Genomic DNA, 21,376 nt, shown 5'->3' with positions numbered 1-21,376 from the left:
TATGAGAGACATCCTTCGAATTTCCATCGCCAGTGCTTTTCTTACCGTAGGGGTAGGAGCTGGTGCCGTTACGTCAACACCAGAGGTAGACGAGCTTCCTATTTTACAGCAGGAATCTCAACACAGTGTTGCGGCAAAGCGAGTAAGCGCACTTTTTACAAGGGCGCATTACAAGGAAATATCGTTGGATGACGCGCTCTCTGCTCGAGTTTATCAGCGCTTTATCGATAGTTTAGATCACAACAAGCAAGTATTGTTATTGTCTGACGTGGTAGGTTTTGAAAAATACCGCACCTTGTTCGATGATGCGCTGAGTAAAGGTAACCTTTCAGTTGCCTACGATATGTATAACGTAAGTGCGAAGCGTCGCATTGAACGTTACGAGTTTGCATTATCATTGTTAGAAAAAGGGCCATTCGATTTCGAAAAAGAAGGCGATAAATTCTTTTACGATAGAGAAGATGCAGATTGGCCTGCAAGTAAAGCTGAGCTTGATGAGATCTGGCGTCAACGGGTTAAGTATGATGCGTTGAATTTGATACTTGCAGACAAAACTTGGGATGAAGCGAAAGAGCTGCTTACCAAACGTTACACGCGAGCAATTAAACGTACAAAGCAAGCAAAAAGCGAAGACGTGTTCCAAACTGCAATGAATGCCTTTGCACGCACCATAGAAGCCCACACGAGTTATTTATCTCCGCGAAATGCTGAACGTTTCCAAATGGACATGAACTTGTCGTTTGAAGGTATCGGTGCGGTATTGCAAAGCGAAGATGATTACACAGTTATAAAAAGTGTAGTGCCAGGCGGTCCAGCAGACGAATCGGGGGCAATAAAGCCTGAAGATAAGATTGTTGGCGTAGCGCAAGATGATGAAGAATTTGTAGACGTAATTGGATGGCGACTAGACGAGGTCGTTGAGCTTATCAAAGGCCCGAAAGGAAGCACTGTCCGATTACAAGTTGAAAAAGGCGCCTCTGAGTCTAAAACTACCTCGGTGGTTAGTCTTACTCGTGATAAAATTAAACTTGAAGATCGCGCCGCTAAGTCTGAAGTATATGTACCTGAAACAGGCCCCCACGCAGGCGAACCCTTAGGTGTAATCACCATTCCTAGCTTTTACAACAATCTAAGTATGGATGTTGCAAAAGAAATAGAGAGCTTGAAAGCACAAAACGTAAAGGGCATGATTGTTGATTTACGCGGCAACGGAGGTGGCTCACTTACCGAGGCCACATTGTTAACCGGCTTATTTATAGAAAAAGGCCCAGTAGTTCAAATTCGCTATGGTCAAAGCAAAGTAAGCGTGAATCGAGATACTGACGGTGAGGTCGCCTACGATGGTCCACTGACGGTATTAGTTGATCGCTATAGCGCTTCTGCATCAGAAATTTTTGCAGCGGCCATGCAAGACTATAACCGCGCACTTATTGTTGGCGAACAAACTTTTGGTAAAGGTACAGTTCAACAACACCGCGGCTTAGGCAAAATTTATGACCTCTACGATAATCCACTTGGCAGTGTTCAATTCACTATCGCTAAGTTCTATCGTATTGACGGCGGAAGCACTCAGCATAAGGGCGTTATTCCTGACATCCTTTATCCATCTGCTGTAGAGCCATCAGAGTGGGGCGAAGCGCAGGCTGAAAACGCACTGCCATGGGATAGTATAAATCGTGCTAACTATACGACGTTTGCTGACGGCACTGCCGCTCTGGACGTATTAACAGCCAAACACAACAAACGTATTCTGCAAAATCCAGAGTTTTCTTATATTTATGAGGATATTGAAGAATACAAAGAAAACAAAGATAAGAACTTTATCTCACTGGTGAAGTCTGTGCGTGAAGCAGACAAGAAAGAGGCGGAAGAGAAGTCACTCGCACGTGCTAACGAACGTTTACAGCGAATGGGAATGGAAACTGTCACATCATTGGACGACTTACCGGAAGATATGGAAGAATTAGATCCATTCTTGGATGAAGCAGCCAACATCACGTTCGATATGATTGAAACAGGCCGTTACGCTATCACAAGAAACTAAGTGATTAGAGAAAAGGGCTGGTCTAGGGCCAGCCCTTTTTTTGTGTCTATAAATAAACTAATAAAACAATAATAAAGGGAAATAACATGGCTATCAGAGGCGAATTTTCCTCTCGAATAGGGTTCGTGCTAGCAGCGGCAGGCTCAGCAGTTGGACTCGGCAATATTTGGGGTTTCCCCACAAAAGTAGCGAGTAACGGAGGGGCTGCGTTTGTTCTTGTATACTTACTCCTTGCATTCGTTCTTGCTTACCCAGTTCTCATGGCTGAACTTATTATTGGACGCAGCTCCCGTTCAAATATGGTTGACGCGTTGGGTAAAATATCAGGTAATTTCGCCGGAAGACTAACCGGAATATGGGGCTGTGTTACCGTTTCCCTCATTCTTGCCTTCTACGCAATTGTTGGTGGATGGATGCTAGTTTATTTCGCCGATGCTGCTGTTAGTTTAGTCGGATTAAGCGATGTAAGCGACTGGTTGCTTACTTCATCGGTTACGCGTAACGTTATTTTTTGCTTTTTATTCATGGGGTTAACCGCATTTATCGTTGTTGGCGGTGTCAAGTCAGGTATTGAGAAGTGGTCAGTACGACTTATGCCAACTTTAGTTGTATTAATCCTCGCGCTTATTGTTTATGTAAGCCTTCAGCCCGGTGCAGTCGAAGGTTGGTCAGCTTATCTAGTGCCTGACTTCTCCCGTGTGCTCGACCCAGAACTACTAATCAATGCAATGGGGCAAGCGTTTTTCTCAATGTCATTAGGTGTAGGTACCATGCTGGTCTACGGTTCATACCTCAGCAAAAATGAAAACTTACCGTCCATTGGTGCTTCTGTTGCTTTAGTCGACATTGGGGTAGCCGTTATTGCTGGTATGCTTATTATTCCAGCTATGTACGTTGCGCTAAATAACGGCGTCGAAATCTTTACGCCAGAAGGCGCGTTAATTCAAGGCGATACACTAATTTTTAAAGTACTGCCCGCGCTTTTCGACACCATAGGTACTGTAGGGCTTTTTGTTGCTTTTACTTTCTTCGCATTAATGGCTATCGCAGCGGTAACCTCTTCTATATCGATGTTGGAAGTGCCGGTTGCCTTTATGGTGGAAAGCAAAGGTCTACAGCGTAAAAAAGCAGTTGTGCTAATGGCTTCGATTATCTTTTTGTTAAGCTGCGTCATTATTTTAAATTTCGAAACCTTGTTTGGCCTTGTAATCGCACTAACCACAGAGTACAGCCAGCCACTCCTTGGGCTAGCGTTATGTATTTTTGCCGGTTGGGTATGGCGTAGAGACGCAATACTGGAAGAACTCAAGCAAGGTGATCAGTATGCTGAGCACAGTATATTCTGGAAAATTTGGCCTTGGTACGTGCGCTTTGTATGCCCGGTTATCATCGCGCTAATGTTCTATCGCTCAGTGTTCTAAAGCACTAAAAGTTGCAGCAAGCAGCACGTTTAACGCGTTATAAATACAATAAAAAAGGTTTTTAAAAACGACAATGACGAATAAAGAGATAAAGACGCCGTCACTACTCGATGCAATGCTTCCTATTCTTGCGCTAGTGGTCATGATGGGAAGTGCGGTTTACCTGTTTGCGGATAACTCTTCATATGGTCCAAACCAAATTGCGTTACTTTTAGCAATGGGCTTAGCTGCTATTATCGGCATGAAAAATGGGTACAGCTGGAAAACGATAGAGAAGGGGATCGTAGATGGAATTTCCATGTCTCTGGGAGCCTGCCTAATATTGTTAGCCGTAGGCTCACTCATTGGTACATGGATGCTTGCCGGCACAGTGCCTACGCTCATTTATTTTGGTTTAGAGCTACTAAACCCTTCGTTTTTCTACGCCGCTGCATGTTTAATCTGTGCGGTAGTTGCTATGAGTATTGGTAGCTCTTGGACTACCGCAGCAACGGTAGGTGTGGCATTAATGGGTGTATCAGCGGGAATGGAAATGTCAGCTGCTATTACGGCTGGCGCTGTTGTCTCTGGTGCGTATTTTGGCGACAAAATTTCGCCATTATCTGAGACCACTAACTTAGCTCCCGCTGTTGCAGGCACTGATTTGTTCGAGCATATCCGCTATATGCTGTGGACGACCATTCCAAGCTTTGTCATTGCCCTTGTATTATTCACTGTCCTTGGCTTTAGCGAAGTAGGTGAAGCTAAAGCAGAGCGTATTGAACAAATGCAACTACTGCTTAATGACTCTTTTGACTTGGGCTGGCATTTGTTAATTCCTCTTGCCGTTCTACTTACTTTAGCAATTAAGAAAATGCCGGCTTTCCCAGCGGTTTTCATTGGCGCTTTGTTAGGGGGCGTTTGGGCTGTTGTGTTTCAATGGGATGTCGTTACATCTATGGCAAGTAGCGATGACTCTGCAAACATTGGTGCGCTAAAAGTTGTGTGGACAGCGCTATTTGATGGGGTGAGCTTTTCTACGCCAGATGAAAATTTAAATAGCTTGCTGTCTCGCGGCGGCATGTCATCTATGCTAAATACAATTTGGCTTATTATTTGTGCTATGTCTTTTGGAGCCGTTCTTGAGCGTGTAGGTCTGCTAAAACGTGCCGTGTCTGCCATATTAATTGGCGCTAAGTCAGCCGGAGATATGGTTAGTCGAACCATCCTTACGTGTTTTGGAACTAACCTTGTAACGGCCGATCAATATATTTCTATCGTTATGCCAGGCCGCATGTACAAAGAAGAATTTAAAAAGCGAGGGTTAGACCAGCTTAACCTTTCTCGTAGTCTTGAAGACGGCGGTACACTTACATCTCCGCTAATTCCTTGGAACACCTGTGGTGCCTACATGCACAGTGTTTTATTGGTAAACCCATTTGATTATGTGTTCTATGCATTCTTTAACGTAATCAACCCGATCCTTGCTGTTGTGTATGCGTACTTAGGTATTAAGATTCTACGTATTACACCACCACACGTTGAAGTTAACGGTAAAGAAACGGTTTAACCAAACGTTCCAAATAAACCCACGTAGGCTTTCTTTTAGGAGGATCTATGTCAGTTCAAGCTAAACGCCGGGCGGATTATCAGCCGCCCGCTTTTTCAATAGCGACAGTTGACCTACATATTACGCTACATCCAACGCAAACGCAGGTTATCAGTACATTATCCGTAACTCGTAATGGAAAACATGCCGGCCCTTTAATTCTAGATGGCGATAACTTGTCGCTAAACGCTATTGCTATTAACGGTGATACTTTATCTGATGAAGAATACACAGTGTCTGATACATCGTTAAGCATTGCTACTCATCTCGATGAATTTACCTTAGAGATTACTAACACCATTGCGCCTGAACAAAATAAAGCCCTTGAAGGCTTATACTTATCGGGCGGCGCTTATTGCACACAGTGTGAAGCGGAAGGGTTTCGCCGAATTACCTATTTTATGGACCGCCCTGACGTTTTGTCCGTTTACACGGTTACTGTGGTTGCTGAGAAATCAGTGCCTATGCTACTTGCCAACGGCAACCCGGTAGATAAAGGGGATATCGATGAAAACACCCATTTCGTGAAATGGCACGACCCGCATCCCAAACCTTGTTACCTTTTTGCATTGGTTGCCGGTGATTTCGATTTACTAACCGATAGCTACACAACGACAAGCGGTAAGGAAGTTGCGTTAGAGTTGTATGTCGACAAAGGCAAAAAGTCCCAAGGCGTATTCGCTTTAGAGTCTCTTAAACGAGCGATGAAATGGGACGAAGATGTTTTTGGGCTAGAGTACGATTTAGATATCTACATGATTGTTGCCGTCGACTTCTTTAATATGGGAGCGATGGAAAACAAAGGTTTAAACGTCTTTAATAGTAAGTTTGTTTTAGCCGACCAAAAAAGTGCGACTGACGATGACTTCTTCAATGTGGAGTCTGTTATTGCACACGAATATTTCCACAATTGGACTGGAAATCGGGTTACATGTCGTGATTGGTTCCAACTAAGCCTCAAAGAAGGGCTTACCGTTTTCAGAGACCAACAGTTTAGCGCTGACATGACCTCGGCACTAAGTAACCGTATTAAGCATGTTCGCGTAATGCGAGAGCATCAGTTTGCTGAAGACGCCAGCGCAATGAGTCACCCAATTCGCCCTGAAGAAGTGATTGAAATGAATAACTTCTACACGGTAACAGTTTATGACAAGGGCGCAGAAGTTATTCGCATGTTCCACACCTTACTTGGTCCTGATGGATTCAGACGAGGTATGGATGAGTACTTCAGAAGGCACGATGGTCAAGCGGTCACGTGCGATGACTTTATTTCAGCCATGCAGTCAGTGACTGATTTAGATTTAACTCAGTTTACGCGCTGGTACAGTCAATCTGGTACCCCTGTGATTTCTGTTAAGCACAGTACAGAAGCTATCGACAACGAGACCATCAGACATACCTTTACTTTGGCGCAACACACGCCCGCTACTTCAGATCAAAGTGAAAAGCTTCCCCTTTATATCCCAGTGAATATTGAGATAATTGATAAAGAGGGCAATACCTATACTGACAATGAATCGCTTATCGATGACGGTATGGTTATCTTGAAAGATGCCTCTATGCGTTTAACCGTAGATGCTAAACACAGTGAATTAACACCGGTAGTGTTAGGTAACTTTTCAGCGCCAGCTAAAGTTGAAAACCCGCTAGATACAGAATCATTACTTACCATTTTTAAACATGCGAAAGATCCATTCAATCGCTGGGACGCAATGCAAGCCTTGTATGACCGCTGTATAAAGCAGTTGGAAGAATCTCCGGGCTCTGCCATTAGTAACGATATTTGGAATGGTATTAAGCAGGCTATAGCCCAGGAGCAGAATAACTTGGAATTACTTGGCGAATGTCTAGTTATTCCTTCTTTTGAGACCTTGTGTCAAAGTCGTAGCAATATCACTGTGTCCGCGCTCTCAAAAGCTCGAAAGGCATTTTGTGACCAGTTTTCTCGCGCGCTAGAGCAAGAACTGTTTGCTGTGTTCAACAACATTGAACAAAGTGCATACAGCTACACACAAGATGCAATTAATCAGCGCCGTTGTAAAAATGTGGTGCTTGCGCATTTAGCACGCTTACCTCAATACGAAGACCTTGTTGTGTCGCAATTTGATAATGCAGATAACATGACCGATACACTTGGAGCATTGAGAAGCGCACAACACTGTAGTTCGACCACGTTTGATAGCTTGATGGCTCGATTTGAGCAAACGTGGAAACACGACCCACTTGTGCTAGACAAATGGTTTGCGCTGCATGCAACACAGAATCGCGAAGATATCTTTGCTACTATCGCAATGCTTTGTGAGCACCCGCAGTTTGCAATGAGCAATCCAAACCGTGTTCGCTCAGTCATTGGTAGTTTTGCATTTTATAATAGCGAAAGGTTCCATGCTGCAGATGGGAGCGGTTATAAGTTTGTAACTGACTACTTGCTTAAGCTGGATGCAGTCAACCCGCAAGTTGCCGCTCGTATAGTTACACCGTTAACCCAATGGCAGGGTTTTGCTAGTGAACACCAAGTTCATATGAAGCAGCAGCTTGGCCGCTTACTTAACCACAAGGGCCTAAGTAAAGACTTGTTTGAAAAAGTAAGTAAAAGCCTTGCTTATGAAAAGCATTAACGCATCAGACTCCGTCTTTTATTTTTCAATAAACGCACCTTACAAGCAATGTGAGGTGCTTTATGCCCCGTCTATGCCAGATGTGGTCATGTTAAGTGAATCCGGTCTAAGTGTTCAGGTACCTACGAATCGGCTTCGCCAATTTGTCACATCGGACGGTATCAAAGGCCGTTTCAGAATGGTCATTGACGCTAATAAAAAAATTAAATCTTTTGAAAGGCTCGGATAGGGCCTTTTTATATTCTCACAGCTGTAACTTACGCAATACTACAACTGCCTGCGCATCTTGAGTTCAAGGTCTTCACACAAACGCCACACTCTTAAAAAAAGCTACTCAACGATAAACCAAACCTTCGCTCATTAAACTTGTACAAATTTCCTGCAAGTTTATAAATGCCTTTTATACTCACAATAAAGCAATAACTATTTGATACGACTAATGTTGTAAATTTTGTTAACTGGTAGGATTAGTTCTTGCGGTTATGGCAAAATGATGTAATGATTTTGTTAATCGTTATGGTTGGTCATGATGTCACGTATTAAGTCACATCGACTTGGGAGTATAAAAATATGAAAAACGGGCCTAGCGCTTTTAAGATATCACCGGTAGCAGCGGGAGTTCTCTCTCTGTTAGGTGCTGCTGCAGTACCAGTACACGCTGCAAATTGGCAAGTAGGTGATGTAAGTATTTCTTTAGATTCGACATTTACATTAGCTACAAGTATTCGAACAGAGGCAAGAGATTACGACCTTATTGGTAACAGTAACCATCCTCAGTTTGACTGGAGCGGTTATCACGCAGCTTTCAATCCTTTATACCCAAGTGGCGATGTGTGGGGTTTAGCAGATGGTGCGTATTCAACGAATGGTGACCTCGGGAACCTAGCGCACGATCCAGGCGATGCGTTCGCAACGCAGGTTTCAGGTTCACATGAATTAGATATTAACTTCGGCGACTATGGTTTCTTCGCTCGGGGATTCTGGTTCTATGATTTTGAGCAAATGGATGGTGACCGTCCTTACTCTAACCCAATAACCGGCAACCAATACGATCTCTGCCAAGACCCAGAGGCGGAAGACCTTTTATGTACAGATGTTCGTTTGTATGATGCTTTCTTCTATGGCGACTGGTGGATTGGCGACAAGCCACTAACACTTCGTGTTGGCCGCCAAGTAATAAGTTGGGGTGAAAGTACGTTCATCCAACATGGTATCAACACGACCAACCCTGTGGATGTAACGCGTGCTCGTGCACCAGGTGCCGAACTAAAAGAAGTATTCCTACCGGTAGGTATGGTTTACGCGTCTTTAGGCCTAACCGATACGGTGAGCATTTCAGGTTACTATCAGTATGAGTGGCAACGCAGCTGGCTTCCTGTGTCAGGCAGCTACTTCGCCGGTAACGACTTTGCAGGTGAGGGCGGTCAGCGCCAGAATATTCAGTTAGGCTTTAGTGGTAACCCTGATATTGACTTGGATCACTTATTAACTGCTTTAAATGGTTACGGTGATTTATTACGCTCAGGTGCTGATGCTGCAGATATCTCTCAAGCTTATCTTGCTTACCCGACAAAAGTTGCAATTCGTGGTTTCTCTGATGAGGCACATAACGATGCAGACGACCAAGGCCAGTATGGCTTGCGCTTAACGTGGTTTGCTGAGAATTTGAATGAAACAGAATTTAGTTTCTATCACATTAACTATCACAGCCAGCGTCCGCTTATTTCTGGTAAAACATCAGATTTTACTGCCGAAGGTATTGGCGCAGACCTAGCGTTCCTAGCTACCAACACGGTTACTCGAGATAACATTACAGAGTTGGGTGCCTTCACGCAGTCTGAATTCTACTATCCAGAAGACATCAAACTTTACGGTATGAGCTTCAACACCAATATTGGTACTACGGCTCTTGCGGGTGAATTTGCTTATCGTGTGGATGAGCCACTTCAAATAGACGATGTAGAGTTGCTTTACATGGGTATGCCTGAACAGTTAGCTAACGCAGGCTTACGTCCAGACCTTGAAGGAATCTCACAGCTAAATAACATTGGTAGAGCGGTTGGCCCAGGTGAAACCGCAGAAGGTTTCCTTTTCTCTGATACATGGCAAATGCAATTTACCGCGTCACATGTATTCGGCCCTAAATTTGGCTCTGACAACTTCGTACTTCTAGGCGAAGTAGGTTATGTAAACGTTGTTGACATGCCAGACCCAGACGTAATTCGCTTAAATGCACCGGGTACTGCTCGTACACCGTCGCTTGAACCAATTAACGGTAACGCTCGTGAAGGTCTACACCAAGGCCTTTCAGACGGTCCTGAGACTAACCCGTTTGCAACTGACGATGCGTGGGGCTATCGCTTATTGGCGGTTGCTGACTACAACTCAATATTCGCTGGTATGAACCTTCGAGTTCGCGGTACTTTCTCTCATGACGTTGAGGGTACTACGCCAGATCCATTATTCCTTTTCACAGAAGATGTTAAGTCTGCTGCACTTTCTTTCACGTTCGATTATTTAAGTAAATGGTCTGCAACGGCGTCTTACAGTGCATTCTGGGGCGGCATTGGTACAACTAATGCGCTATCTGACAGAGACTTCATTTCATTTAACATCAAATACGCAATCTAAGAGTGGTTTTTATGATTAGAAAAGTAGGAATTATTGCAGCCGCCTTGTCACTGGCTTTATCTGGTGCAAGCGTTATGGCTAAAGTGTCTGATGCAGATGCAAACAAGTTGGGTAATGAACTAACGCCGCTCGGCGCTGAAAAAGCGGGTAATGCTGATGGCAGTATTCCTGCCTGGACTGGCGGTATCACGTCTGCGCCTGCAGGGTACAGTGTGGGTGACCACCACCCAGACCCTTACCCAGAAGACAAGGTGTTGTTCGAGATAACAGCACAGAACTATAAAGAGTATGCGGAATTTTTATCTGAAGGCCAGAAAAAGCTTTTCGAGGCTTACCCAGAAACGTTCCGTATGCCGGTTTACCCAACACGCCGCTCTGCGTCAAACCCTCAGGCTATTTATGATGCGACTAAGGTAAACGCAACTCGCGCTGAGCTTCTTGACGATGGCAATGGAATTAAAGGTGCAGTTTTGGGTATCCCATTTCCAATACCACAAAACGGTCTTGAAGCAATTTGGAACCATATTCTTCGTTATCGCGGAGCAGCGGTTCAGCGTAACGGTGGACAAGCAGCGGTTACTACCGGTGGTGATTACAACGTAATCGGTTTTGATGAGCAGTTGCTAATTAAATATGCTGAAGAAGGTGCTACTCCTGAAAAGCTAACAGATGAAAATATACTGTTTATGTTTAAGCAAAAAGTAACTAAGCCAGCCCGTCTAGCAGGTACGGCGTTACTTGTTCACGAGACCGTAGATCAGGTTAAAGAGCCGCGTAAAGCTTGGACGTATAATACTGGTCAGCGTCGTGTTCGCTTAGCCCCTAACATCGCTTACGATACGCCGGGAACAGCGGCAGACGGCCTGCGCACTACTGATGATTTCGACATGTTCAACGGTTCTCCTAATCGTTACAACTGGAAGCTTGTTGGTAAGCAGGAAATGTTTGTCGCATACAACAACTATGCACTACATTCAGACAGTGCTTCATACGATGACATCTTGAAGCCAAATCACGTTAATCCAGACCTAACCCGTTGGGAAAAGCACCGTGTTTGGGTAGTTGAAGCAACGTTGAAAGAAGGTTTCCGTCACATTTATCAAAAGCGCGTATTCTTCATTGATGAAGATAGCTGGCAAATTCAAGTAGCTGATATGTATGATAATCGTGGCGAACTCTACCGCGTTGGTGTAGCTTATGGTGTTAACTACTATGAAGTTCCTACGCAGTGGTCGACGCTTGATGCGTACTACGACTTAAACTCTCGTCGTTATTTGGCCATCGGCCTAGACAACGAAGAGCAAATGTACGACTTCACCGTACGCCCTCGAGATGTGGAATTCACGCCTCAGGCGTTACGACGAGAAGGTAAGCGCTAATCACCTTACACAACAAACGGTTGGCAATTGCCAGCCGTTTTTGTATACAGACAATTATAAATAGGGGGAATGGTTAATTATGAAAAAAACCATTGCAGCGTGCATTGCCGCCACATTCGCAGCTAATTATTCTACAGCTGCACTTGCCGAAGAAGCATTCATGGCACCTTTGGTTGAGCAATCTGTTCTTTTGGACATAGACGCTGATTCATTTGTCGTTATTGTCGGTGAACGCGGTCACGTATTAGTGTCGGAAGATGGCAAAACTTTCAATCAAAAAGCGGTGCCAACTCAATCAACGCTTACCGCTACCACGGTTGTGGGCGAAAAAATATGGGCAGTAGGTCACGATGCTGTCATTCTTCACTCTTCAGATAGGGGCGAAACATGGGAGATACAAAATTATCAACCCGAACTTCAACGCCCATTTTTAGATGTATTGTTCTTCAATGACCAACAAGGCATTGCTACAGGCGCTTACGGTCTGTTTTATCGTACGACAGACGGTGGGAATACGTGGACTGCCGAGCGTCACGCGAGCTTGTTAGACCCTCTTGATCAAGAGTACCTTGAAGAAGTCCGCAAGGAAGATGAAGCATTCTATCAACAAGAACTAGAATCTATTCTGCCTCACTTAAATCGTGTAACCCTTGATGGTGATACGCTTTACCTAGCGGGTGAAGCGGGACTTTTAGCCAAGAGTGTTGATAAAGGTGAGTCTTGGGAACGTTATTACGTCGACTACACAGGCTCTTTCTTCGATATCAAGCCGCTGGATGAAAACACGGTACTTGCAGTAGGTCTTCGTGGGAATATTTTCGTAAACAGAGATCAAGGGGAATGGGAATATGTACAAACCTGTTCAACGAGCACACTTAATTCAATCTTAATTGAATCAGAATCACAGGTTTATGCTTTGGGTAACAACGGCATGATGGTAAGTGCACAACGTCCGCTTCCTACCAGTACGCGAGACCCTTATGCTAATCCATCTAATTGCCAAAGTGATGACGGCATTTCCGTGTCACAAATAAAAGATAAAGCGGCGATTTTAAACGCCACCGAGTTTAACGGTACCAGCATTGCTGTTACTGCAAATGGCATTAAAACGTTGAATTTAAAATAGGGCAGTATAAAAACAATGACCCATTTTCTTGAAAAATTAGTGTTTGGTAACCGCAAAGTTGTGGTGGCACTGTTTGCCATTGCAACGGTTTTTCTAGGTTACCAAGCCTCACAGATGCGTCTAGACGCAGGTTTCGAAAAGAATATTCCGCTTAATCACGAGTACATGAAAACGTATATTGAGCACCGCCAAGATTTTGGTGGGGCCAACAACATCCTAGTTTCAGTATGTGATAAAAACGATAATATTTATAATAAAAATTTTTTCGATACGTTAAAGAACGTTCACGACCAGCTTTTCTTCATTAATGGCGTAAACCGTTCGTTAGTAATTTCACTTTTCTCTCCCTCTACACGCTTCACTGAAATCGTAGAAGGTGGTTTCGCGGGCGGCCCTGTCATACCAGCAGACTTCGACTCATCAAGGCCAGAGGCTCTGGAGCTTGTGGCTGCGAACGTGGAAAAAGCGAACATCGTTGGTAGACAAGTTTCGAGTGACTACAGTTGCGCAATGGTAACTGCACAGTTGCTGGACATTGACCCTCAAACTGGCGAGCCCCTTGATACCCTTGCGTTAGCTGCAGAGCTTGAAGAACAACTGCGCGGTCAGTACGAAAACGAAAATACCTCAATCCATATTATTGGATTTGCGAAAATGATTGGCGACGTAGCCGATGGCGCTAAAGATGTACTACTGTTTTTCGCTATTGCTATCGCGATTACAGCCGTTATGGTGTACTTCTTTTCACGAAGCCTCATGCTTACCGTGTTGCCATTGGTATGTTCAATTATCGCCGTTATCTGGCAGCTTGGGCTTTTGACTTCCATTGGTTTCGGCATGGACCCTATGTCAATTTTAGTGCCGTTCCTTGTATTCGCTATCGGTGTAAGCCACGGCGTTCAAATGATTAACGCGGTAGAAAAGCAAGCGGTGACGGGTATTGGCGCGAAACGAGCTTCAATGGCGGCATTTAGAAACCTTCTAGTACCTGGCGGAATCGCCTTGCTATCTGATACTGTAGGCTTCATGACGCTACTGGTTATTGATATTGGTATCATTCGCGAGCTAGCCATAACAGCAAGTATGGGTGTTGCGGTAATTATCCTTACCAATCTTTTATTACTTCCTGTCCTTATGAGTTTCTTGAAGCTAGACCAGAAGTATGTAGAGAAATTTGCTGGTAAAGAAAACGCAAATTCTAAATTCTGGGAAGTAATCGCAGCGTGTTCACGTAAAAAGCCAGCTGCGTTTATTTTAATTGTCACCGCTATTTTATTCGTGCTCGGTCATTTCCAAGCGCAGAATATGAAAATAGGGGACTTACACGCCGGTGCGCCAGCGCTACATGAAACTTCTCGCTACAATGAAGACACTTTTTTGATCACTGACAAATACGAAGTAACGGTGGATTATATCTCTATACTTGTAGAGACGACCCCGGAAGCTTGTACCTCGCACAGTGTGATGAAAGCCATGGATGACTTCCAGTGGAAAATGGAAAACGTTCAGGGCGTGCAGTCTGCGGTGTCACTTGCGTCAGTCGCCAAAATTGTAAATGCCGGTTACAACGAAGGGAACGTAAAATGGCAGGTACTACCTCGTAATCAGCAGACGTTAGTACAGGCTATTTCTCGCGTGCCAACATCATCGGGTTTACTTAACGGTGATTGCTCTGTTATGCCAATTATCCTCTTTATGGAAGACCATAAAGCGGAAACCATCTCTCGCGTTGTTGATGCAGTTAAGTCGTACCGTGATGCGTACCAAACTGACGATATGAAGTTTAGCCTTGCTTCTGGCCCTGTCGGCGTAATGGCTGCAACTAATGAAGCAGTGAGCGCGGCGCAAGATCCAATGATGCTTTATGTATTTGGAGCTGTTATCGCGCTCTGCTTAATTAGCTTCCGGTCAATACGTGCCACGTTAGTCGTCGTAATACCGCTATATGTAGTGTCTGTGTTGGCTCAAGCGCTAATGACATACCTTCAAATTGGCCTCACCGTTTCTACATTACCAGTTATCGCACTTGGCGTGGGAATCGGAGTGGACTATGGTATTTATATTCTTTCTACCAAAAGCTTAATGCTGAAGAAAGGTGCTACCGTCCAAGAAGCTTATTTCGCAGCTTTGAAAGAGCGCGGAAGTGCAGTGTTGTTTACCGGCATAACGCTAGCTATAGGCGTAAGTACCTGGGTATTCTCTTCACTTAAGTTCCAAATGGATATGGGTATTTTGCTAACATTTATGTTCGTTGTGAACATGCTTGGGGCAATAATTGTACTGCCCGCCTTGGCTAGGTTCCTGTGGTGGAATAAGAACGACCCTGATGCATAAATTATTTTTGCATAGCTACGCATAAAAAAGGGCCTTTAGGCCCTTTTTTTTGGGTGTTTTCTGCATAGTTATCTATGCTGTTAATATAAGGTTAAAAATGGGCTTTCATTAGCGTCATTTATTAGAGAAAATAGTTAGGTACTCGGCACTTATACCAAGTTCAATTGGTATTACGACATTCAAAAAAGGTTAACAAATGACAGTCACCTCACAGCGACACTCAGTACTGCTAGACAATGTATTTGCACTTATTGATAAAAAAGTAGATACCAAGCAGAAGTCTCTTGTGCAGCAATTCGGACGTCTGTTGTATAAAAACATATCAAGCGACGACCTAGAAAATCGCAACGACAGCGACCTGTATGGCGCAACACTTAGTTTATGGAATGGTTTAGCAAAATTTGAATACGCTTCTCCTTATGTTCGTGTTTTTAACCCAGAAATAGCTAAACACGGTTGGCACTCAAGTCACACAATAGTAGAGATTATTGTGTCAGACATGCCGTTCTTAGTTGACTCTGTGCGTATGCTACTGAACCGGTTGAACATTACCGCGCATTTATTTCTTCATAGCCCTATTGGCGTTAAACGCGACAAATCGAACAAAGTCGAAACCTTTGCAGAACCAGGTCAAACCATAGAAGGTGCTAAAAAAGAGACTGTCATTTTCATTGAAATCGATAGACAGACGTCGAAAAAAGATATTGATGCTTTAACTAAAGAGCTTTACTCGGTAGTTGATGAAGTTTCTTTAGCTGTTGAAGACTGGCAGGGCATGACCAGCACTTTACAGGACGTTATCAAGAATAACGCGAAATACAATTGGCCTGTTTCCGCAGATGCAAAAAAACAGACTAAGGCATACCTTGAGTGGTTGGGTGACCATAACTTTACCATGATGGGATATCGCTATTATGAAGTTAAAGCAATTGAAGGCGATCATAGATGGATACCGAAAAACGACACCAGCTTAGGTCTTCTTAAAAACTCGATAAATGACCGCGAACGTCTGTTATCAAGACTGCCTGCATCAGCAAGAGCTGAAGCGTTAAGCAAAAACCCGTTGATACTAACCAAAACAAATTCTCGTGCTCGCGTGCACCGGCCAGCCTATATGGACTATGTGGGCGTGAAGGTATTTAACAAAGACGGGCAGGTCGTAGGTGAGCATCGCTTTCTAGGACTTTATTCAGCATCGTTTTATAACAACAGCGTAACCCAGCTACCCATTTTACGGGAGAAGATTAAGCGAATTTGTGAATTATCCGGCTTTGAGCCAGGCACACACGCATACAAAGCTTTTGCGAACATTATAGAAACCTATCCACGTGATGAGTTACTGCAAACACCAGCAGAAGAACTTGCACAAATTGTGATGGGCATTTTTCAAATGCAAGAGCGTGGTATATCTCGCTTGTTTATTCGCAAAGATACATTTGGCCGCTTCTTCTCTTGCATGGTATTCGTACCAAGAGAGCGCTATAACACTCAGTTGCGTAAAGAGACTCAAGAGCTACTTAAAGCGTCATTAGGCGCCACTGAAGAAGTCGAATTTACCACCTTCTTTTCAGAGTCTGTATATGCCCGTACGCATTACATTGCTAGAGTCAACGACAACAACGCGGAATTCGATGTGAAGGAAATAGAGCAAAACATTATTGAGTTGACCAAAACCTGGAACGACAGACTAGCGTCAGCAATTTCAGCGGCTCACGGCGAAGCATCTGGCAAGGCGCTTGAGCGCAAATACAACAATGCGTTTTCTCGTAGCTATATGGAGCATAACCTTCCATCAGCAGCGCTGGTAGATATCGGCAAGCTAGAGATGCTTGACGATAATCACACTTTAGATATGTTGTTCTACCGCCCACAAGAAGAAGACGCTGAAAGCCAAGTGGTTAAGCTTAAGCTTTTCCACCGTGCAGAGCCCATTCACTTGTCTGACGTACTCCCCATGCTGGAGAACTTTGGGTTACGCGTAATCGACGAAAGCCCATATAAAATTACGTGTTCCGAAGGTGAACGAAATTGGGTAATGGACTTCACCATGCTGCACAAAAGCGGCCAGCACTTTGATATGGAAACGGCGCAAACCCTTTTCCAGGACGCTTTTGCGAAGGTGTGGTATAAAACGCTTGAAGATGACGCATTTAATCGCCTTATTCTAGGTGCGAATATGACGGGGCGAAAGGTGACGGTTCTGCGTGCCTACGCTAAATATATGCGTCAAACTGGCAGCTCATTTAGCCGTGACTATATTGCAAATACCCTTTCTAACTATCCAGATATTGCCCGTTTACTGGTAGACTTCTTTGACCAACGCTTTGACCCCAAGAAAAAGCGTAATCAGAAAAAAGAAGACGCAATACTAGAAACTATCAAGGAACAGCTAGACAATGTAAGTAACCTTGATGACGACCGTATTATCCGTCGTTATTTGGATATGATGTCGGCAACTCTACGAACCAACTTCTATCAGCCAGACGATGCAGGCATCGAAAAGTCTTACGTGTCATTTAAGATGATGCCAGAGCTTATTCCAGAAATGCCGCTTCCGTTGCCTAAGTTTGAAATCTTTGTATACAGCCCACGGGTGGAAGGGGTACACCTTCGCGGCGGTAAAGTGGCCCGCGGTGGTCTGCGCTGGTCTGACCGTCAAGAAGATTTCAGAACCGAAGTACTAGGTCTTGTAAAAGCGCAGCAGGTTAAAAATACGGTTATTGTTCCTGTGGGTGCGAAAGGCGGGTTTGTTTGTAAGAACCTACCTGTAGGCGAAGGTCGCGCAGCTATTCAGGCTGAAGGCCAAGCCTGCTACCGGACTTTCATCACCAGCTTGTTAGATATTACTGACAACATTGTAAATGGTGAAATAGTACCGCCGAAAGATGTAGTTCGCCTTGATGATGACGACCCGTATTTGGTTGTTGCTGCAGATAAAGGCACTGCCACATTCTCTGATATCGCAAACGGTATTGCGGAAGAGTTTGGTTTCTGGCTGGGCGATGCATTTGCCTCTGGCGGAAGCATTGGCTACGACCATAAAAAAATGGGCATCACTGCACGGGGCGGCTGGGAGTCTGTGAAACGTCATTTCAGAGAAATTGGCATTGACTGTCAGACTACCGATTTCACCGCTGTGGGCGTGGGCGATATGGCAGGTGATGTATTTGGTAACGGCATGTTGCTGTCAAAGCACACGCGCTTAATTGCGGCATTTAACCATTTACATATTTTCTTCGACCCAAGCCCAGATGCGGCAGCAAGTTACAAAGAGCGCCAACGTTTATTTGAAAACCCAAGCCTTAGCTGGGAAGACTACGATAGCAAACTGATTTCTAAAGGTGGTGGCGTATTCAGCCGTGCCTCTAAGTCAATCAAGCTGACACCTGAGATGAAAAAGTGGTTAGGAACGCGCCAATTAACAATGACGCCTAACGAGCTTATTCACAACATTCTTAAAATGCCGGTTGATTTACTATGGAATGGCGGCATCGGTACTTATATCAAGAGTAAGAAAGAATCTCACTCTGAAGTAGGCGACCGTGCCAACGATGACTTGCGCGTTAATGGCCAAGACGTTCAAGCAAAAATTGTGGGCGAGGGCGGCAACTTAGGCTTAACTCAGCTCGGACGTATTGAATACGCTTCAAACGGAGGGCGCGTTAACACTGACTTTATCGATAACGTTGGTGGTGTAGATTGTTCTGATAACGAAGTTAACATTAAGATTTTGCTTAACAGCTTGGTCAACGATGGCGAGCTAACGCTTAAGCAACGTAATAAGTTGCTGTACGATATGACTGACGACGTTAGCACAATTGTATTGAAAGACTGTTACCGTCAAACCCAGTCAATCTCTATTACTGAGTTAGCGGGTGTGAAGCAACTTAAAGAGCAGCTCCGCTTTATTCACGGCCTAGAACGAGAAGGGCAATTAAATCGTGAGTTAGAGTTCATACCGAGCGATGACGAGATCTCCGATCGCGTAGCAACCGACCAAGGCCTAACTCGCCCTGAACTTAGCGTGTTAATTGCCTACGGTAAAATGGTGCTTAAAGATGCGCTTAATATTCCAGAAATTACTGACAATCCTTACCACGGTAAGCTATTAGTTGAAGCTTTCCCGAAGGTACTTCGCGAAAAGTTTGCATCGCACATGCAGCAGCACCCGCTTAGAAGCGAAATTATCGCCACTAAATTAACCAATAATATGGTTAACGATATGGGGCTTAACTTCGTATTCAGAATGCAGGAAGAAACTGGTGCAAGCGTTAACGAAATTGCAGATGCCTACGCGATTGTGCACGGCATCTTCAACATGGATACGCTGTGGGAGCGCATTGAAGAATTAGACAACGTTATTCCTGCAACACTTCAGCTTAAAATGCTTGATGAAGCGCGCAGAATTATGCGTCGTGCCGCCCGTTGGTACATTCGCCATGGCAATAAAGCGCAGTCTATTGAAGAGGCCATTGCGAGCTATCGCGGCACGTTTGATATATTGTCGAAAAACTTACAGCATTATTTGGTTGAAAGTGAATATGCCCAATTAGAAGCAGCAACGCAGAAATATATTGATGAGGGCGTGCCTCAGGATATTGCTTATCAAGTAGCGAGTTTCTCAAACATGTTCTCAAGCTTTGACTTGGCACAAATTGTAGAAGCCGATAAGCATGATACTGATGTTGTCGCCAAGCTTTACTACCAATTGGGGTCACGTCTAGAACTTCACTGGTTCTTAGACCAGATCAACAATCAGGCGGTAAGCAACCACTGGCAGGCATTGGCTCGCGCTTCATATCGTGAGGAACTTGATTGGCAGCAGCGCTCAATCACAGCAAACCTGTTAGCCTCTCGCGAAGATGTGAGCAACGCTGACCAAATTCTAGATGAGTGGATTGAAAGTAATCAGGCGCTTCTTAAACGTTGGTATCACATGATGTCAGAGTTTAAGACCAGCACAACGCACGAATTTGCGAAATTTTCTGTCGCTTTACGCGAATTGATGCTTTTAAGCGTGAAGTCTAACCATTAGAATACACGCACCTTAATGATTTAAGCCCTGTTTATCAGGGCTTTTTATTGGCCGATTGGTTATTATTAACTAGCCTTACAGCGTTTTTAGTCAGCAGATGATCTGTAAACGCGAGGCGTAGTAACGACCAACAGACCCTTAATAAGCGAGCGTTAAACACAACCATGCAATCTCTAGTGCAAAAATTCTTACTTCAGTGTGAACCTGAAAAAAGTCACGATTTCACCATTAACTGGTTAAACAAGACACAACATACACCGCTGAAATGGATGTACAGCACACCAACGCTTAAAAAGCCCATCACTGTTGCCGGCATGACGTTTGATAATCCGGTAGGGTTAGCCGCAGGTCTCGATAAGAATGGTGACTGTATTGATGCGTTTTCAAGCATGGGCTTTGGCTTTGTAGAAATTGGTACGGTAACGCCGCGTCCGCAACCGGGGAACCCTAAACCTCGCTTATTTAGAATTCCTGAAAAACACGCCATTATTAATCGCATGGGATTCAACAATAAAGGTGTTGATCACCTTGTTGAGCAAGTAAAAAAAGCCCAGTTTAAAGGGCCAATAGGCATTAACATTGGCAAAAACAAAGACACCGAAGAAGCAAACGCACTCGATGATTATCTGATTTGCTTAAATAAGGTTTACCCTTACGCCAGCTATGTCACTATCAATATTTCATCGCCTAACACGCCAGGGCTTAGAAACCTGCAGTACGGTGAAGCACTTGATAAGCTGTTAGTAGGTTTGAAAGCTGCGCAAGAAACGCTCACGCAAACCCACGGAAAGTACGTGCCGTTATTTATTAAGATAGCGCCAGATTTAAGTGATGTTGAAATCGAAAGTATTGCAGCATCGCTAATCAATAGCAAAATGGATGGCGTCATTGCAACAAATACAACGCTGTCACGGGACTCAGTTGCTGGACTAGCGCACGCTGATGAAATGGGTGGCCTAAGCGGCTCTGTTATGACCAATATGAGTTTAGAAGTAACCCGTAAACTAAATAAGGCACTTGACCGCGCTATACCTATTATCGGCGTAGGGGGCATCGACTCTCCTGAAGCGGCGCAAGCGCGCTTAGATGCTGGCGCATCATTAGTGCAAGTCTACTCGGCCTTTATTTATCAAGGCCCATCTCTCGTTAAACGCATCGTAAACGCGTTATAATACAGTCGATATAAAGTACACCCGAAAC

11 protein-coding genes are annotated in these 21,376 nt (G+C 44.3%); all 11 read left to right on the top strand.

Annotation, left to right across the window (positions count from 1 at the left end; translation table 11 throughout):
* Position 1 precedes the first annotated feature (1 nt).
* The 11 genes from prc (at position 2) to pyrD (ending at position 21,348) form a co-directional block, all read left to right on the top strand.
* Positions 2-2,044, top strand: coding sequence for a carboxy terminal-processing peptidase (gene prc / locus IW644_RS07430; RefSeq protein ID WP_269917079.1), 2,043 nt, complete (start codon positions 2-4; stop codon positions 2,042-2,044).
* Positions 2,045-2,130: 86 nt separating this feature from the next.
* On the top strand, positions 2,131-3,465 hold the full coding sequence (locus tag IW644_RS07425) for a sodium-dependent transporter (protein WP_269917078.1): 1,335 nt from the start codon (positions 2,131-2,133) through the stop codon (positions 3,463-3,465).
* A 73-nt stretch (positions 3,466-3,538) separates the two neighbouring features.
* A complete protein-coding gene (nhaC, locus tag IW644_RS07420; RefSeq protein WP_269917077.1) occupies positions 3,539-5,014 on the top strand; it encodes a Na+/H+ antiporter NhaC in 1,476 nt (491 codons plus the stop codon).
* A 47-nt stretch (positions 5,015-5,061) separates the two neighbouring features.
* A complete protein-coding gene (gene pepN, locus IW644_RS07415) occupies positions 5,062-7,671 on the top strand; it encodes an aminopeptidase N (protein ID WP_269917076.1) in 2,610 nt (869 codons plus the stop codon).
* On the top strand, positions 7,658-7,900 hold the full coding sequence (locus IW644_RS07410; RefSeq protein ID WP_269917075.1) for a DUF2835 family protein: 243 nt from the start codon (positions 7,658-7,660) through the stop codon (positions 7,898-7,900). The genes pepN and IW644_RS07410 overlap by 14 nt, the downstream gene beginning before the upstream one ends.
* Before the next feature lie 341 nt (positions 7,901-8,241).
* Positions 8,242-10,302, top strand: a complete 2,061-nt coding sequence (locus IW644_RS07405) for a DUF1302 domain-containing protein (RefSeq protein ID WP_269917074.1) — start codon at positions 8,242-8,244, stop codon at positions 10,300-10,302.
* Between the two features lie 11 nt (positions 10,303-10,313).
* Entirely contained in the window at positions 10,314-11,681 is a 1,368-nt protein-coding gene (locus IW644_RS07400) for a DUF1329 domain-containing protein (protein ID WP_269917073.1), read from the top strand.
* A gap of 79 nt (positions 11,682-11,760) precedes the next feature.
* Positions 11,761-12,807 carry a WD40/YVTN/BNR-like repeat-containing protein gene (locus IW644_RS07395; protein ID WP_269917072.1) on the top strand — a complete coding sequence of 349 codons (1,047 nt, stop codon included), beginning with the start codon at positions 11,761-11,763 and terminating at the stop codon, positions 12,805-12,807.
* A 15-nt stretch (positions 12,808-12,822) separates the two neighbouring features.
* On the top strand, positions 12,823-15,141 hold the full coding sequence (locus tag IW644_RS07390; protein ID WP_269917071.1) for an efflux RND transporter permease subunit: 2,319 nt from the start codon (positions 12,823-12,825) through the stop codon (positions 15,139-15,141).
* Between the two features lie 196 nt (positions 15,142-15,337).
* Positions 15,338-20,176, top strand: coding sequence for an NAD-glutamate dehydrogenase (locus IW644_RS07385; RefSeq protein ID WP_269917070.1), 4,839 nt, complete (start codon positions 15,338-15,340; stop codon positions 20,174-20,176).
* Positions 20,177-20,340: 164 nt separating this feature from the next.
* Complete coding sequence (pyrD, locus tag IW644_RS07380; RefSeq protein WP_269917069.1) at positions 20,341-21,348, top strand: quinone-dependent dihydroorotate dehydrogenase; 1,008 nt, start codon at positions 20,341-20,343, stop codon at positions 21,346-21,348.
* Positions 21,349-21,376 lie beyond the last annotated feature (28 nt).

This window comes from Alteromonas sp. PRIM-21 (assembly GCF_027563165.1).
Lineage (GTDB): Bacteria > Pseudomonadota > Gammaproteobacteria > Enterobacterales > Alteromonadaceae > Alteromonas > Alteromonas macleodii_A.
This window is presented reverse-complemented; position numbering and strand designations above follow the sequence as displayed.

Bases quoted from the DNA above. Each gene is read 5' to 3' on its own strand.
- IW644_RS07390 (WP_269917071.1), top strand. From the start codon at position 12,823: ATGACCCATTTTCTTGAAAAATTAGTGTTTGGTAACCGCAAAGTTGTG.
- IW644_RS07425 (WP_269917078.1), top strand. From the start codon at position 2,131: ATGGCTATCAGAGGCGAATTTTCCTCTCGAATAGGGTTCGTGCTAGCA.
- IW644_RS07400 (WP_269917073.1), top strand. From the start codon at position 10,314: ATGATTAGAAAAGTAGGAATTATTGCAGCCGCCTTGTCACTGGCTTTA.
- pepN (WP_269917076.1), top strand. From the start codon at position 5,062: ATGTCAGTTCAAGCTAAACGCCGGGCGGATTATCAGCCGCCCGCTTTT.
- prc (WP_269917079.1), top strand. From the start codon at position 2: ATGAGAGACATCCTTCGAATTTCCATCGCCAGTGCTTTTCTTACCGTA.
- IW644_RS07405 (WP_269917074.1), top strand. From the start codon at position 8,242: ATGAAAAACGGGCCTAGCGCTTTTAAGATATCACCGGTAGCAGCGGGA.
- IW644_RS07395 (WP_269917072.1), top strand. From the start codon at position 11,761: ATGAAAAAAACCATTGCAGCGTGCATTGCCGCCACATTCGCAGCTAAT.
- IW644_RS07410 (WP_269917075.1), top strand. From the start codon at position 7,658: ATGAAAAGCATTAACGCATCAGACTCCGTCTTTTATTTTTCAATAAAC.
- nhaC (WP_269917077.1), top strand. From the start codon at position 3,539: ATGACGAATAAAGAGATAAAGACGCCGTCACTACTCGATGCAATGCTT.
- IW644_RS07385 (WP_269917070.1), top strand. From the start codon at position 15,338: ATGACAGTCACCTCACAGCGACACTCAGTACTGCTAGACAATGTATTT.
- pyrD (WP_269917069.1), top strand. From the start codon at position 20,341: ATGCAATCTCTAGTGCAAAAATTCTTACTTCAGTGTGAACCTGAAAAA.